Below are 15,468 nucleotides of genomic sequence, written 5' to 3' on the forward strand. Positions count from 1 at the left end.
ACGCGATGCGCGCCGCCGTCCTGCATCCCGATCTCTCGGTGACCACCGAAAGTCGCAGGTCGCCGGACCCGGAGCCCGGTGACGTCACGGTGGCCGTGCGCGCGGTTGGGGTCTGCGGGTCCGACACCCACTACTTTCGTCACGGACGGATCGGCGAGTTCGTGGTCCGCGAACCGCTCGTCCTCGGTCACGAGGCGGCCGGGGTCGTCGTCGCCGTCGGGGAAGGGGTTGACCCGGGCCGGGTCGGCGAGCGGGTGTCCATCGAACCGCAGCGTCCCGACCCGACCACAGCGGAGAGCAGACGCGGTGACTACCACCTGTGCCCACACATGCGGTTCTACGCGACGCCTCCGGTGGACGGCGCCTTCGCCGAATTCGTGACCATCGGAGCCGATTTCGCGCATCCCGTACCACCCGAGGTCTCCGACGAGGCCGCCGCCTTGTTCGAGCCGCTCTCCGTGGGCATCGCCGCGATGCGCAAAGCCGAGGCGTCGGTGGGCGGCTCGGTCCTGATCGCCGGCGCGGGTCCGATCGGCCTGATGGTGGCGCAGGTCGCCCGGGCGTCCGGTCTCGCGCGCATCGTCGTCAGTGAGCCCGATGCGCAGCGACGTTCTCGCGCACTCGAATTCGGTGCCACCACGGTGATCGAGCCCGGAACCGGGAGCGAACCCGTCGACGCCTTCGTCGATGCGAGCGGTGTCGCGGGTGCGGTTCGGGATGGACTGGCCCGGGTGCGTCCCGGCGGGCGCGTCGTCCTCGTCGGGATGGGCGCCGACTCGATGGAACTGCCGGTGTCGCTCATCCAGAACCGCGAACTGGTGCTGACCGGGGTGTTCCGCTATGCCAACACCTGGCCGACGGCCCTCGCACTGGTCCGGACCGGCGCCGTCGACCTCGACGCCATGGTCACCGCCCGGTTCGGACTCGACCAGCTCGCCGACGCGCTCGACTCCGATCGCACACCCGGCACCATCAAAGCCGTGGTATACCCGTCTCTTTCGAGATACCAGCCCGGGCCCGGCGCCGACACCGCCCCGAACGAGACGGAAGGAACTCTTCGATGAACACACCCCTGAACAACGAGACGGTGTCGGACCTCGCCGGCGTGGAGGTCCCCACTTACGACCGTTCGGGCGTCACCCCCGGGATCGTGCACTTCGGTGTGGGTGCGTTCCACCGTGCACACCAGGCGATGTACCTCGACCGTCTCCTCGCGACCGACGCGTCGGCGCGCGAGTGGGGCATCTGCGGGGTCGGCGTCCGCACGGCCGACGCCGCGATGCGCGACGCCCTGGGGCCGCAGGACGGACTGTTCACGCTCACCCTCAAACACCCCGACGGTGCCGTCGAGACCTCGGTGATCGGATCGATCGTCGAATACCTCTACGCTCCTGATGATCCCGAGAAGGTCATCGAGCGGCTCAGCGACCCGGCGACACGCATCGTCTCGCTGACGGTGACCGAGGGCGGCTACAACTTCTCACCGTCGACCGGTGAGTTCGACGCCACGAGCCCGGACATCGTCGCCGACCTCGAGGCCAGTGCGCCGCCACGCACCGTCTTCGGGCTGGTGACCGAGGCACTCGCGCGGCGCCGGGACCGCGGTGTCCCGTCGTTCACGGTCATGTCGTGCGACAACATCCAGGGCAACGGGCACATGGCACGATCGACCTTCCTCGCCTATGCGCAGCTGCGCGATCCGGAACTGGCCGCGTGGATCGAATCCAACACCCGGTTCCCGAACTCGATGGTGGACCGCATCACCCCGGCCACACCGCCCGAGTTGGCCGCCGAGGTCGCCGATCGCACCGGTGTCGACGACAACTGGCCGGTGGTCGCCGAGCCCTTCACGCAGTGGGTGCTCGAGGACGAGTTCTCGATGGGACGCCCCGCACTGGAGCAGGTGGGAGTCCAGGTCGTCGACGACGTCACCCCGTACGAGCTGATGAAGTTGCGACTGCTCAACGCCGGTCACCAGGCGCTGTGCTACTTCGGATATCTGCTCGGGTACCGCTACGTCCACGACGCGTCGTCCGACCCGGACATCCGGAACCTGCTGCACCGCTACATGACCGAAGAAGGCGCAACCACCCTCCGTCCGCTTCCCGGCGTCGACGTCGAGGAGTACATCGACACCCTCCTCGAACGTTTCGCCAACCCGGCGATCGGTGACACCATCGCGCGACTGTGCCAGGACTCCTCCGACCGCATCCCGAAGTGGCTGGTCCCGGTGATCCGCGAGCGCCTCGAACAGGGCCGGCGAAGCGACCTCGCCGCTGCGGTCGTGGCGAGCTGGACCCGCTACGCCGAGGGCACCGACGAGGCGGGGGAACCGATCGACGTCGTCGACCCCCTTGCGGCCGAACTCGTTCCGCGAGCGCAACGGTCCCGCACCGACCCGCTGGCCTTCGTCGCCGACCCCGAGCTGTTCGGTACCCTCGCCCAGGATCCGCTGTTCACCACTCCGTATCTGTCGGCGCTTGAGTCGTTGCGCAGCAAGGGAACCCGCGCGACACTGATCGACCTGCTCGCATGACGACGCTGGTCGCCGGGATCGATTCGTCGACCCAGTCATGCAAGGTGGTCGTCTGTGACGCCGACACCGGGCAGGTGGTGCGCACCGGGCACGCTGCGCACCCCGCCGGTACCGAGGTACACCCGGATCACTGGTGGGACGCACTGTGCACTGCGGTCGCCGCCGCGGGCGGCTTCGACGACGTCTCCGCGGTGTCCGTGGCGGGCCAGCAGCACGGCATGGTCTGTCTGGACGGGAACGGCCGGGTGGTCCGGGAAGCATTGCTGTGGAACGACACCCGATCCGCACCGAGCGCTGCTGCTCTCGTCGACGAGTTCGGCGGATCCGAGCAGTGGGCACGCTCTGTCGGGGTGGTGCCGGTGGCTTCCATCACCGCGACCAAACTCCGCTGGCTGGCCGACCACGAACCGGCGCACGCCGACGCCACGGCTGCGATCTGCCTTCCGCACGATTGGCTGACCTGGCGACTGCGCGACAGTCACGACCTCGCCGAGCTGACGACCGACCGCAGCGACGCCTCCGGCACCGGCTATTTCAGCGCGGCGACCGGCGAGTACCGAACCGATCTGCTCGAAGCCGCGTTCCGCGGCCGTCGACCACTTCTGCCCCGGGTCCTCGGCCCCGCGGAACGGGCCGGCGGCACGCCGACCGGCGTCGTCGTGGGCGCCGGCGCGGGCGACAACGCCGCAGCCGCACTGGGACTGCACGCCGGCCCCGGGGATGCCGTTGTCTCCCTGGGCACGTCGGGCGTGGTCAGCGCCGTCGGCGACGTGGCGCCGAATGATCCGTCGGGTCTGGTGGCCGGGTTCGCGGACGCGACCGGGCGTCACCTGCCTCTGGTCTGCACCCTGAACGGCGCCCCGGTGCTGGCGTCGACCGCGTCGATGCTCGGCGTGGACCTGGCCGAGTTCGCCCGGTTGGCCATGTCGGCTGAGCCCGGCGCGGGTGGCGTCACGATGGTGCCCTACTTCGCCGGCGAGCGCTCGCCGAACCTCCCCGACGCGACCGGCACGCTGACGGGGCTGACCGCGGCCAACTTCACCCCGGCCGCGATCGCCCGCGCGGCCGTCGAGGGCCTGGTCTCGTCGCTGGTGTTCTGCCGCGAACGGATCGAGCAGCAGGGCATCGACGTCGAGCGTGTGCTGCTCACCGGGGGTGGCGCGAAGTCGGCTGCGGTGCGCCACATCGCACCGGCTCTGTTCGGCGGCGAGGTCGTCGTCCCCGCCGACGGCGAACACGTGGCGCTCGGTGCGGCGCGACAGGCCGCGTGGGCCCTGACCGGTGAACTGCCCGCGTGGGAGACATCGACCCAGACGCTCACCGGGACGCCCACGCCCGAGGTGTACGCGCACTACCGGGAGGCCTCGCTCATGGTGGAACGCGCGGCGGGGCGGTAGGACTGCGGCGGCCCGGATACGCCGAACGTCGGGCGGCCGTGCGCACTTGCCGGGACAATCGCCCGGGGTCGGTACACAACCGAGGAGTGAGCGATGGTCGATTGGGACGGTGACCGGTACGCGGACGTGAGCGCCTTGCAGCGCATGGTCGCCGAGGAGTCGATCTGCGACCTCGAACTCACCGGGACCGAACGCCTGCTGGACATCGGGTGCGGCGACGGCTTCATCACGATGCTGCTCGCCGACCGGCTGCCGTCGGGCTCGGTCGTCGGCGTCGACGCCTCGCGTCGGATGATCGAACGCGCGCTGCTCCGGGTCCCGGCGGACCTGCTGCGCATCCAGTTCCACGTCGACGACGTGCTTGCCCTGCCCTTCGACGACGACTTCGACATCGTGGTGTCGTTCAACGCGCTGCACTGGGTGCACGACCAGGGGGCGGCGCTGCAAGGAATCGCTCGCAGTCTCGTCGACGGCGGTCGGGCGGTGCTGCAGATGGTGTGCGCCACCGAAAGACCGAGTATCGAAGACGTGGCGATGGAGGTCGCGGCGCAACCGGAGCGGAAGCGCTACTTCGACGGCTTCGACGCGCCCTACGTCCACGTGGAACCGTCGCGGTTCGGGGAACTCGCCACCGACGCCGGGTTCATCGTGGACGACCTGACGGTGAAGGATCTGAACTGGCAGTTCGATTCGGTCGACGACTTCCGAGCCTGGTTCGCCGTCGGGGCGTCGGATTGGACGAGCCGCCTACCGGACAGTGCAGTCGACGACTTCGTCGACACGGTCATCGACCGCTACACCGACGTGGTCGGCGAACCCGCACTGTTCCGGTTCAGTCAGTTGCGCGCCTCGTTGTCGAAACCTGCTCGCCCCGAGAACCTCTCCTGACCTCCGGTCACCCCCGTCCCATAACTCGAGAGAACGACATAACCATTGCTCCCTGAGGTGCGAGGAGCGATAGCGCCGCCACCCCCTGCTCCCTGAGGTGCGAGGAGCGATAGCGCCGCCACCCCCTGCTCCCTGAGGTGCGAGGAGCGATAGCGCCGCCACCCCCTGCTCCCTGAGGTGCGAGGAGCGATAGCGACGAGCCACGAAGGGCCTGGTGAGGCACCTTGCGAGGCCCTTCGAGGCTCGCTTCGCTCGCACCTCAGGGAGCAGAAGGGTCACCGCTCGCACCTCAGGGAGCAGAAGGGTCACCGCTCGCACCTCAGGGAACAGAAGAGGTCACCGCTCGCACCTCAGGGGAGCACAGTCGACGGGGGGTGAATCACTCCGGCACGTAGTTGAAGGTGTCCGGATCGGGCCCGATGCGCTCGTCGCTGTTGAGGCGGTCGATCTGGGCGACCTCGTCGTCGGACAGTTCGAAGTCGAACAGTGCGAAGTTCTCCTCGACGCGCGAGCGGGTCACCGACTTCGGGAAGACGATGTCGCCGCGCTGGATGTGCCACCGCAGGGTGACCTGCGCGGGCGAGCGCTCCTTGGACTTGGAGATCTCGGTGATGACCGGGTCGTCGGTCACCTTGCCCTGGGCGATCGGGGACCATGCCTCGGTCGCGATGCCGTGCTCGGAGTTGAACGCGCGCAACGGGTTCTGCGACAGATACGGGTGCACCTCGATCTGGTTCACCGCGGGTACGACGTCGGTCTCGTCGAAGAGACGCTGTAGATGTGCCTGCTGGAAGTTCGACACGCCGATCGCGCGCGCCTTGCCGTCGGCGTAGGCCTTCTCGAGCGCCTTCCAGGTCTGGACGTAATCGCCCACCTCCGGCAGTGGCCAGTGGATCAGGAAGAGGTCGATCTGCTCGACGCCGAGGTCGGCAAGGGTCCCGTCGAGCGCCTTCAGGGCGTCGTCGTAGTCGTGGAAGCCGTTGTTCAGCTTGCTGGTGATGAAGATGTCGTCGCGCGGAATGCCCGAATCGCGGACCGCTTCGCCGACGCCCTTCTCGTTGCCGTACATCTCTGCGGTGTCGATGTGGCGGTATCCGACCTCGAATGCGGTCAGAGTTGCTTCACGCGTGTCCTCCGGCGGAACCTGGAAGACTCCGAAACCCAACTGCGGGATGGTGATTCCGTTGTTCAGTGTGATGTTCGGGACTGCCATGAGCACTTGTCCTCTCTCTAGGGGTCGTCTACCTCTGCCCCGCACCCGCGCGGCGGGCGGTCTGGGGCCACGTTGTGGTTCAAGACCACCGGCCCATCCGGGTATTCCCGGCCGGTCACGAACGGGTGCCGCCGGCGCCGAGCAACCGCTCGAGGAAATCCGGCGACAACGCTGCCGGCGCGGGACGGTCACCGGCACGAACACCGCGGGCGACGTCGTCGACGAGCCGGGTGAAGTCGTCGCCGCCATCCAGCGGGAACCGAACCATGCCCGACGCTGCGCACTGCGCCAGGACAGCCAGGGTCTGTGCACGTGCCTCGTCCGGCCGCCCGGCCGCGTCGAGACACATCGCCAGGAGTCGTCGCGCCCGCAGAATCGCTCGGTGGCGGCCGCTGCCGACCAACCTGTTCACCCACTCCTGCGCCCATCGACAGGCGACGTCAGGGGCTTCGGCGGACTCGCCGGCGTCGAGCATCAACCGGATCGCGGTCTCGGCATGGAGTTGCGCGACGATCGCCGCGATGCCGCGTGTCGGCACCTCGGCGTCGGCGTCGACACGCGCAGACACCCCTCGACGAGCCGGCAGGTGCCTCACCACCTGCTCGTTCTCGGCGACGGCACGCAGCCGCGGGGTGTCGAGCCGCTCGGCGATGTCCACGGCTTCGTCGAGGTAGGACCCCGCGACCGCCCGGTCACCGTGGCACAACGCCACGCGCGCCCCGACGAGATGCCGAGCCTCGATCATGTCGACGACGCCTTCGGCGGCCCCGATGATGAAGCTCTCGTCGAGCAGCCGTTCGGCTTCGTACAGATCACCGCGCTCGTACCGGACCGCCGCGAGAAGGGCGCTGGCGAGTTGCGCACCCTGCGACTGGGTCGACGAACCCTGTTCGCGCGACAACCGCAGTCCCGTACGGAAGCATGCTTCGGCACGATCGAGGTCGAGCTGTTCGACGTAGGCGAGCCCGTCGAGTCCGTAGCCGTACATGACCGCGTACGGACCGGTGTTGCGTCGGTGTGCCGGGATCGCGCGTTGTTGCCAGCGGTGAGCCTCGTCGAAGTCGAATCGCAAGGTGGCGCCGAGGGTCCCGACATTGTGGATGGCCGACACGAGGAACGGCGGCAACCCGTCGAGGTCGTCGGCCAGGCGCGCCACCAGTTCGTCGAGCCCGTCGAGCCGGTCGGAGATGGCGCGCACGCACGCCTCGGCGATGTCGGCCTCACGGCGAATTCCCAGGGCAGCATCTGACCTCGCCAGTCGCTCGAGTGCGACCCGCGCCCGTTCGAGGGAGGCTTCGGCGAGCGCGGCGCGGTGCAGGAGGAGGTTCGCCCACGCGAGTTGCATCTGCAGGACCGGGTTGGCCGCCACCGTCACAGGAAGCAACTTCTCCATCAATGTGATCAGGGTGGTCATTCGCGAGTGTTCGATGAGTGACCGGCCGTCGGTCTCGACGAGTTCGATGGCACGGTCCGCATCACCGGCGGCGAGCGCATGGTCGACAGCCTCGGTCAGCATTCCGTGCCCCGCGAACCACTCCGACGCCCTGCGGTGCAGTTGCGGAATGAGTTGCGGTTCATCGCGTTCCAGCCTGCGCCGGAGAAACTCGGCGAACAGGGAGTGGAATCGGAACCACTGTCCGGCCTGATCGACCCGGGTGAGGAACAGGTCACGGAGCTCGATCTCCTCGAGCATGGCCTGTCCTCGCTCCTCGCCGCTCAGCGTGGTCGCGAGATCGGCGCAGATCCGTTCCGGCAGCGAGACGGTGAGCAGGAAGTGCAGGACCTCCGGTTCCAGCACGCCCAGGACGTTCTCGGCGAGGAAGTCACCGATGGCATGGTGCCGGCCGGAGATGTCACCGATCAGCTCGCCGGGACGCCCGGATCGGCGCAGCGACACACACGCCAGTTGCAGCGCCGCGACCCAACCGTCGGTCGATGACCACAGTTCGGCGACCTCGTCGCCCCGCAGGTCCAGACCGGCGACATCAAGGAGGAACCGCCCGGCTTCCGCCTCGTCGAAACACAGTGCTCCCATGTCGATCTCGATGATCTCGTCGTGGACGTGCAGGCGACTGACCGGGAGGCCTCGCCGGGTTCGGCTGGTCACGATCACCTGCAGGTGATGGCAACCGTGTTCGAGCAGATAGTCCATCACCCCGATGACCGTCGGGTCCGTCACCCGGTGCCAGTCGTCGACGATGAGCGCGATGCGCCGGCCGTGCGCGTGGACCTCGTTGATCAACGATGTCAACACGTACTCCTCGGCGCGATCGCCGTGCTCCTCGACCGCCGCGGCGAGGTCGCCGACGGCGTCCGGGGCCGCCCGGCGCAGTGCCTCGACGAGGTCGGCGAGAAACCGTGCGACGTCGTTGTCGGTGTCGTCGACCGTCAGCCACGCCACCGGTACGCCGTCGACGGCGAGCTCCTCGGCCCACTGGGCCGCGACCGTGGTCTTCCCGTAGCCGGTGGGTGCGTGGATGAGCGTGAGACGGCGCAGCTTCCCGTCGCGCAGTGTCTTCAGGAGTCGGGTCCTGGTGACCTGCGCTCGAGGCCGGACGGGTGGGCGGAACTTCGTCGACGGCATGGGCAGCGTCATCGTCGTCCGCCGCCGCGGCGGCGTCGTCGAGGTGGCAGGCTCCGAGGACCCGTCCGGCAGCGCCATCCCGTCGAGTGGCACCCCGAGCCGCCGCTGCGCGTTCCGCAGTTCCTCGCCCAGCTCTGCCGCCGACCCGGGGCGGTCCGCGGGTTCGCGCGCCATCGCATGTTCGATGCAGCCGGACACCTCCGCGGGGAATCCGGCCGACGTGAGATCGGGGACTCCTTCGCTCGCGACGCGGAGGAAGTGCGCGACCACTTGCTCCCCGCTGCGCCTCTCGAACGCCGCGTGGCCGGTCAGCGCACAGAACAGGGTCGCGCCCAGCCCATAGACGTCGGAGGTCACCGATGGCGTCGCACCGGCGAGGAGCTCGGGCGCGGTGAAGGCGGGAGAACCGGTGACCAGATCGGCGTCGGTCTCGAAGCCGCCGGAGATCCGGGCGATGCCGAAGTCGGTCAACTGAGGTTCGCCGTATTCGGTGAGCAGGATGTTCCCCGGCTTGATGTCGCGGTGCAGGGTGCCTGCCCGGTGGGCCGTCTCGAGCGCGCCGGCCACCTTGATGCCGAGCCGGAGCACGTCGCGCCAGTCGAGCGGACCGTCCCTGCGGATGCGCAGGTCCAACGACGCGTGGGGGTGGTATTGCATCACGATGAACGGAAACCCCTCGGGCGTGGACCCGACCTCGAGGATGTTGACGATGTTCGGGTGCCCGGAGAGTCGTCCCATCGCACGCTGCTCACGCACGAACCGCTCGAGGTTCTGCGCGTCGAGGTGGTCGGTCAGCACCTTGACCGCGACATCGCGGTCCAATGCGGGCTGGCGGCAGCGATATACGGCACCGTAGCCACCACGACCGATCTCGACCGGATCGGCGAAACCTGCTTCCACCAGTTCACCGGCGACGTCGCGGACGGCATCGCGTTGTGTGGTCAGCGGATCGTTCTCGGCCATGACGTGCCTCGATCGCAGGTCGATCGCGTGGTGCCTGTCCAGCCTACTCACGCAGACCCCGAACACCCGGGTTTCGTTCTCGAACGGGGTACCCGCGCAGCGGACCGCCCACACCGATTGCGCCCTGCGTTTCCCAACGGTCCTCATCTGTGACAGAGTTGACGGGCGGCCATCGGTCTTGGTGGTTGCGCACACTGAAGAAAGAAGTACAGCAGTATGGCACAGGGAACCGTCAAGTGGTTCAACGGCGAAAAGGGCTTCGGCTTCATCGCTCCCGACGACCAGGGCGCAGATGTCTTCGTCCACTACTCCTCGATCCAAGGTAGCGGCTTCCGCAACCTCGAAGAGAACCAGCGCGTCGAATTCGACGTCGAGCAGGGTGCCAAGGGCCCCCAGGCTACCAACGTCAGCGCGCTCTGAGCTCCTGACTTTCGCGAAACGCCCCGGACGGCCACACGGTCGGATGGGGCGTTTCGTCATCCTGACGAAAACCACCCCCCTCGGCGTAGTCCACGTCACAATTAGGCGGGGCCGGACCCCAGGAGACGTGAGGGTGATGCAGGTGACCGATCCGGTGGTGGTGCTGACCAAAGCCCGTACGTCGTGCGAGATGCGGGCGGTACGCGAGTGGACGGCGGCGAACTATCCGGACGCGACGATCTCCCGATCGGCGGAGATCGACTTCGACGGCATGGCGCCGGAGACGTTGCTCGTGCCTGTCCGGGCGGTCTGGCTCCCGGCGGTCCGGCAGGGTGAGCGGCGGGTCACGCTGGGCGACGTCCTGGTGCTGTCCAATCCCCGGCGGCCGCTCGGAGCGGTCCAGCCGCTGATCCGGAAGAGACGTCCGGACAGTCTCCGCGTCGTTGCCGGTGCACCCGCCACGATCGAGGAACTACGCACCCGGTATGCCCATCACCAGGCGCAGGGTGAGCCGTTCGCCCAGTTCGTCCTGTTCCAGGCGTCGGTGTCGGCCGAGCGAGCCGAACGCCAGATCGTCGGTGATCGCTACAAGGTCCCCCGGCTGGTCGCCGAGCAGATCAGCAGTTCGTCGCGATTCCAGACGTCCGCGGCCAAACTCGCAGCCGAGCTGGGTCGGCCCACCGATGCGGTGGTCGCCGAGGCCACCGACAAACTCTCGACCTTCGTCGCCACCCAGAGCCGGCTCATGGACGACGTGTTCTCGGCGACCTTCAACCGACTGCACGAGCGGGCCTGGAACGTCACCGTCGACGTCGAGAACCTCAACACCCTGCGCACCCTCAACAAGTCCACCGGCCTGATCTTCCTGCCCTCCCACCGGTCCTATGTCGATCCGCTGGTCCTGGCGAAAGTGCTGCGCAACAACGACTTCCCACCCAACCTCGTGCTCGGCGGGAACAATCTCTCGTTCTGGCCGGTGGGCCCGGTGGCCCGCCGCGCCGGCATGATCTTCATCCGGCGCAAGTTCGGCGCGGACCCGGTCTACAAGTTCGCGATGCGCTCCTACCTCGCCTACATCGTCGAGAAGCGCTTCAACCTGGAGTGGTACATCGAGGGCGGTCGCAGCCGGACCGGCAAGCTCCGGAAGCCCAAACTGGGACTGCTCACCTACGTCGTCGACGCGGTGGGGCAGCTCGACGAGGCCGACGTGACGATCGTGCCGACCTCGATCGTGTACGACCAGCTCCAGGAGATCGGCGCGATGGCGGCCGAGGACGCCGGTGGCACGAAGAAGCCCGAGGGCGTCGGGTGGTTGTTGCGCTATGCGAAGGCGCAGCGCGCGTACCTGGGCGAGGCCCGGGTGCGATTCGGGACCCCCATCTCGCTGCGGACCGCTCTCGCCGACGCCGGCGAGGGCCGCGCGCGACTGGAGAAGGTCGCGTTCCGGGTGATGGACGAGATCAATTCCGCCACCCCGATCTCGGCGACCTCGCTGGCCGGTTTCGCCCTCCTCGGCGCGCACGACAGGGCGTACACGCTCGCGGAGATCGAGGCCATCCTGGCTCCCCTGCTCGACTACATCCGCCGGCGCGAGCTACCCGGCCCGGACCCGGCCCTGTGCCGCGGGGTCGGGCTGACCCAGACCCTCCGGGTCCTCGCCGGCAACGGCGTGGTGAGCTGCTTCGACGGCGGTTCCGAACCGGTGTGGTCCATCGTGCCGGACAATCACGCGGTCGCGGCCTACTACCGCAACGGGGCGCTCCATCACTTCGTCGACCGCGCGATCGTCGAGGTCGCCATGATCGCCGTGGCCGACGGTGACGTCCGGGCCGACGACATCCCGCCGGACGAACACCCCGTCGGATACGACGAGACGGCCGACGGTCCGCTCGCCGACGAGGGGCTGCTCGCGGCGTCGCAACGGGAGGCCCTGCGAATCCGCGATCTGCTCAAGTTCGAGTTCTTCTTCCCGGCCAAGACCGAGTTCCTGCACCGACTCGGTCTCGAACTCGATCTGCTGGCCCCGGGCTGGCGTGCCGTGACGCCGACGCAGGAGTGGACCTACGAGGTACTGCACGGCCACACCGGCGGACTCCTCGCCCGACGCACCCTGCAGCCGTTCTTCGACGCCCAACTGGTCTTCGCGACCAAACTCGTGGAACTCGGCACCGTATCGCGCGACAAGGAGGACCTGATCGTCGAATGCCTCGGTCTGGGACGCCAGCTGTCCCTGCAAGGTGTTGTGCGCAGCAAGGATTCGGTTTCCAAGGACCTCTACGACGGCTGTTATCAGCTCGCCGACAACCGCCACCTGATCCACGGCGAGGAGGTCGCGGACCTCGCGACCGCCCGCCGGGACTGGCTCGACGAGGTCGAATCGATGCGCGAGCGGCTGGCCCGGATCGCGTCGATCGAGGATCTCCAGCGTGCCGTGGGCGGAGCCGACACCATGGACACGGTCTGGTCGGAGGGGACACCGTGAGTGCCTTCACCGACCGGATGCGGGCCATCCGGTCGGCACCCACCGGTAAGAAGGTCGCCGCGCTGTTCGACTACGACGGCACCCTGATCGAGGGCTTCTCCGCCGCCGCCATCATGCGAGCACGCTTGCGCAGCATGGAATTCGGTTTCGGCGAACTCGCCGACTTCCTGCTCATCGGATTGCGCGGCGTCGTGTCCGAACAGGACTACGCAGAAGTGCTCGACGCCACGCGTCCCACGTTCGCCGGCAAGACCTACGCCGAGCTGATCGAGTTCGGCGAACACCTCTTCAAATACGAGACGGCGGCCAAGCTGCGGCCGCAGATGTGGCAGATCCTGCGCGCGCATCGGGAGATGGGACACACCATCGTCATCGCGTCGTCGGCGACCCGATTCCAGATCGAACCCATCGCGCGGGAGATCGAGGCCGACTTCGCACTCGCCACCGATGTCGAGGTCGTCGACGGGGTGGTCACCGGCAACATCCGGGGACGCCCGCTCTGGGGTCCGGGAAAAGCCGCTGCGGTACGCACCCTCGCCCGTGAGCACGGCATCGACCTCGACGCCTCCTTCGCCTACAGCGACGGCAACGAGGACATCCCGTACCTGGAGTCGGTGGGCAACCCGGCGGCGGTCTCCCCGCGCCGAATACTGCGGGCGGAGGCCGAATCCCGCGGCTGGCCGATCATCGACCTGAAGAACCCCACGTACAACCGGCTCGGGATGCTGGCCCGAACCGGCGCCTTCTACGGTTCGTTTCTCGCCTCCGCCGCGGTGGGCGTCACCACCGGGCTCGTTCGACGCGATCCCGCCGCACTCGTCGAGGCCCTGCCGACCGGTACCGACGTCGGGCTGTCACTCGCCGGGATCCACGTGCAGGTCCTCGACGGAGGCGAGTACCTCACGTCGGCGCGGCCGTGCGTGTTCCTGTTCAACCACCAGTCGAAACTCGACCTGCCGGTGATGATCAACCTCGTGCGGTCCGAGGCCACGGGGGTGGCCAAGAAGGAGGTGCAACGGGTTCCGGTGGTCGGGCCGATCCTGCAGCAGGCGGGGCTGGTGTTCATCGATCGCGCCGACCCGGGCCGCGCGATCGAACAGCTGGCGCCGGCCGTCACAGCTCTGCGGGACGAGGGAATGTCGCTCGTGGTCGCGCCCGAGGGCACCCGGTCGCCCACACCACGTGTGGGCAGGTTCAAGAAGGGTCCGTTCCACATCGCGATGCAGGCGGGTGTCCCCGTCGTACCGGTGGTCCTGCGTAACACCGGCGAGTTGATGTGGCGCGGTGCGCAACTCATCCGACCGGGGACCGTCGAGGTGATGGTGCTGCCGCCGGTGGACACCAGCGACTGGTCGCCCGACGAGATCGGCGACCGCGCCGAGGAGGTCCGGCAGATGTACATCAGCGCCCTGGCCGACTGGCCGCTGGACTTCTTCGCCGACGACGACGCCCGGCCACCCGTCGAGGTACCGGAAGAGAGGCAAGTGTGAGCGAGGAACCGGACCTGACCGACGGGGTGGACCGACCGCTCGACTGGGCCAACGAGCCCCACATGAGCTCGGTGGACACCATCATGTGGCGAGGCGACACCGATCGCCGGATGCGCGGGACCATCTGCATGCTCGAGGTGTACGACTGCGCCCCGGACTGGGACCGGCTCGTGGCTGCCCACGAATGGGGAAGCCGAATGGCCCCGCGATTCCGGCAGCGCGTCGTCGACTCCCCGTTCGGCATGGGAACGCCCAGCTGGGCAGTCGACCCGGACTTCGACCTGCACTACCATCTGCGCCGAATCCGTCTGGGCGGCAACGGCAGCATGCGTGAGCTGCTCGTCACGTGCGAGCAGCTCGCGATGACCGCGCTCGATGCCGCACGGCCGCCGTGGGAGGGCACGCTGATCGAAGGGCTGCCGGACGGCAAGGCCGCATACTTCCTCAAAGCCCACCATGCGCTCACCGACGGCCTGGGCGCGATCATCGGACTCGCCCAGCTGCATTCGCCCACACGCGAACACAATCCGGGCAAACCCCAGCCGCCGAGTCCCGACCCGGTGAACATCACGCCCGTCGACCTGCTCCGCCGGCAGGTGGGCGAGGAGATCCGGCGGATCCCGCATCGTGTCGACACGACCTTCCGCGGCGTCCGCGCCCTGGCACATCCCCGCCAGGCACTGAGTTCCGTTCTCCGCTATGGTCGCTCGGTTCCACGCGTGGCGGGACTGGTCAGTCCCCCGGGTTCCCCGTTGCTCGCGCACCGGAGCCTGTCGTGGCGTTTCAGTGCGTTCGAGGTCCCGTTCACCGACCTCAAGGCGACCGCGACGGCGACTCGTGCGTCGATCAACGACGTCTACCTCGCCGGGCTCATCGGCGGCTTCCGCCTCTATCACGAGAAGATGGGCACCCCGATCGAGACGATGCCGGTCGCGATCCCGATCTCGGTGCGGCGTCCGGAGGATCCGGCGGGTGGCAACCGGATCGCGGTGGGACGGCTCGCCGGACCGGTCGGGATCGCCGACCCCTTCGAGCGGGTCCTCACCATCCGCGAACAGGTCCGCGTCGCCCGGCACGAACCGGCCGTCGACATCTTCAACACGCTGGGCTCGGTGATGGCCTGGTTGCCCGGATCGGTGCTCATGCAGTTCAGCGGCACGACCAGCCAGAACGATCTGCAGGCCAGCAACGTGCCGGGCATCCCGTGGGACACCTACGTGGCCGGCGCCAAGGTCGAGCGGATGTTCCCGTTCGGCCCGCTGCCCGGTTGCGCGATGATGGCGACGATGATCACCCACAACGGAACGGCCTGTCTCGGAATCAATTCCGACGGCGCCGCGGTCACCGACCTCGAGTTGTTCGCCGACTGCCTCGTCGCCGGTTTCGGTGAGGTGCTGGCTCTCGCCGCCGATGACGACGTCGTGCCGGGGGTTCTGCGACGGGTGGTGTGAGGGAACTCGTGGCCCACGTTCTGTGCATTCGAACCAGTCCGAAT

At 68.2% G+C, this 15,468-nt stretch carries 10 protein-coding genes; 8 read left to right on the plus strand and 2 right to left on the minus strand.

Annotation, left to right across the window (positions count from 1 at the left end; translation table 11 throughout):
* Nucleotides 1-5: 5 nt before the first annotated feature.
* The 4 genes from QAD21_RS22760 to QAD21_RS22775 all read left to right on the plus strand — a co-directional run bounded on the left by QAD21_RS22760 (nt 6) and on the right by QAD21_RS22775 (nt 4,821).
* Nucleotides 6-1,064, plus strand: coding sequence for an NAD(P)-dependent alcohol dehydrogenase (locus QAD21_RS22760; RefSeq protein ID WP_137810260.1), 1,059 nt, complete (start codon nt 6-8; stop codon nt 1,062-1,064).
* Nucleotides 1,061-2,536 (plus strand): mannitol dehydrogenase family protein, encoded by a 1,476-nt coding sequence (locus tag QAD21_RS22765; protein ID WP_137810248.1) that lies wholly within the window; start codon nt 1,061-1,063, stop codon nt 2,534-2,536. Before QAD21_RS22760 ends, QAD21_RS22765 begins: the two co-directional genes overlap by 4 nt.
* Entirely contained in the window at nt 2,533-3,933 is a 1,401-nt protein-coding gene (gene xylB / locus QAD21_RS22770) for a xylulokinase (protein ID WP_065629463.1), read from the plus strand. The genes QAD21_RS22765 and xylB overlap by 4 nt, the downstream gene beginning before the upstream one ends.
* Nucleotides 3,934-4,026: 93 nt before the next feature.
* Entirely contained in the window at nt 4,027-4,821 is a 795-nt protein-coding gene (locus tag QAD21_RS22775; protein ID WP_065629464.1) for a class I SAM-dependent methyltransferase, read from the plus strand.
* A gap of 379 nt (nt 4,822-5,200) precedes the next feature.
* Here the strand turns inward: QAD21_RS22775 and QAD21_RS22780 are convergent, their stop codons facing one another.
* Nucleotides 5,201-6,034, minus strand: a complete 834-nt coding sequence (locus tag QAD21_RS22780; protein ID WP_280360278.1) for an aldo/keto reductase — start codon at nt 6,032-6,034, stop codon at nt 5,201-5,203.
* A gap of 115 nt (nt 6,035-6,149) precedes the next feature.
* Nucleotides 6,150-9,581 (minus strand): serine/threonine-protein kinase, encoded by a 3,432-nt coding sequence (locus tag QAD21_RS22785; RefSeq protein ID WP_280360279.1) that lies wholly within the window; start codon nt 9,579-9,581, stop codon nt 6,150-6,152.
* A gap of 216 nt (nt 9,582-9,797) precedes the next feature.
* Here QAD21_RS22785 and QAD21_RS22790 point away from each other — a divergent pair, with 216 nt between their 5' ends.
* The 4 genes from QAD21_RS22790 to QAD21_RS22805 all read left to right on the plus strand — a co-directional run bounded on the left by QAD21_RS22790 (nt 9,798) and on the right by QAD21_RS22805 (nt 15,424).
* A complete protein-coding gene (locus QAD21_RS22790; protein WP_058252822.1) occupies nt 9,798-10,001 on the plus strand; it encodes a cold-shock protein in 204 nt (67 codons plus the stop codon).
* Between the two features lie 136 nt (nt 10,002-10,137).
* Nucleotides 10,138-12,483 (plus strand): glycerol-3-phosphate 1-O-acyltransferase, encoded by a 2,346-nt coding sequence (locus tag QAD21_RS22795; protein ID WP_280361847.1) that lies wholly within the window; start codon nt 10,138-10,140, stop codon nt 12,481-12,483.
* Nucleotides 12,480-13,973, plus strand: coding sequence for an HAD-IB family hydrolase (locus QAD21_RS22800; protein WP_058252824.1), 1,494 nt, complete (start codon nt 12,480-12,482; stop codon nt 13,971-13,973). Before QAD21_RS22795 ends, QAD21_RS22800 begins: the two co-directional genes overlap by 4 nt.
* On the plus strand, nt 13,970-15,424 hold the full coding sequence (locus QAD21_RS22805) for a wax ester/triacylglycerol synthase domain-containing protein (RefSeq protein WP_065629467.1): 1,455 nt from the start codon (nt 13,970-13,972) through the stop codon (nt 15,422-15,424). The genes QAD21_RS22800 and QAD21_RS22805 overlap by 4 nt, the downstream gene beginning before the upstream one ends.
* Nucleotides 15,425-15,468: the final 44 nt, after the last annotated feature.

This window comes from Gordonia sp. SMJS1 (genome assembly GCF_029866425.1).
In the GTDB taxonomy this organism is placed as follows: domain Bacteria; phylum Actinomycetota; class Actinomycetes; order Mycobacteriales; family Mycobacteriaceae; genus Gordonia; species Gordonia hongkongensis.

Bases quoted from the DNA above. Each gene is read 5' to 3' on its own strand.
- QAD21_RS22795 (WP_280361847.1), top strand. From the start codon at position 10,138: ATGCAGGTGACCGATCCGGTGGTGGTGCTGACCAAAGCCCGTACGTCG.
- QAD21_RS22785 (WP_280360279.1), bottom strand. From the start codon at position 9,581: ATGGCCGAGAACGATCCGCTGACCACACAACGCGATGCCGTCCGCGAC.
- QAD21_RS22780 (WP_280360278.1), bottom strand. From the start codon at position 6,034: ATGGCAGTCCCGAACATCACACTGAACAACGGAATCACCATCCCGCAG.
- QAD21_RS22790 (WP_058252822.1), top strand. From the start codon at position 9,798: ATGGCACAGGGAACCGTCAAGTGGTTCAACGGCGAAAAGGGCTTCGGC.
- QAD21_RS22775 (WP_065629464.1), top strand. From the start codon at position 4,027: ATGGTCGATTGGGACGGTGACCGGTACGCGGACGTGAGCGCCTTGCAG.
- QAD21_RS22760 (WP_137810260.1), top strand. From the start codon at position 6: ATGCGCGCCGCCGTCCTGCATCCCGATCTCTCGGTGACCACCGAAAGT.
- QAD21_RS22765 (WP_137810248.1), top strand. From the start codon at position 1,061: ATGAACACACCCCTGAACAACGAGACGGTGTCGGACCTCGCCGGCGTG.
- xylB (WP_065629463.1), top strand. From the start codon at position 2,533: ATGACGACGCTGGTCGCCGGGATCGATTCGTCGACCCAGTCATGCAAG.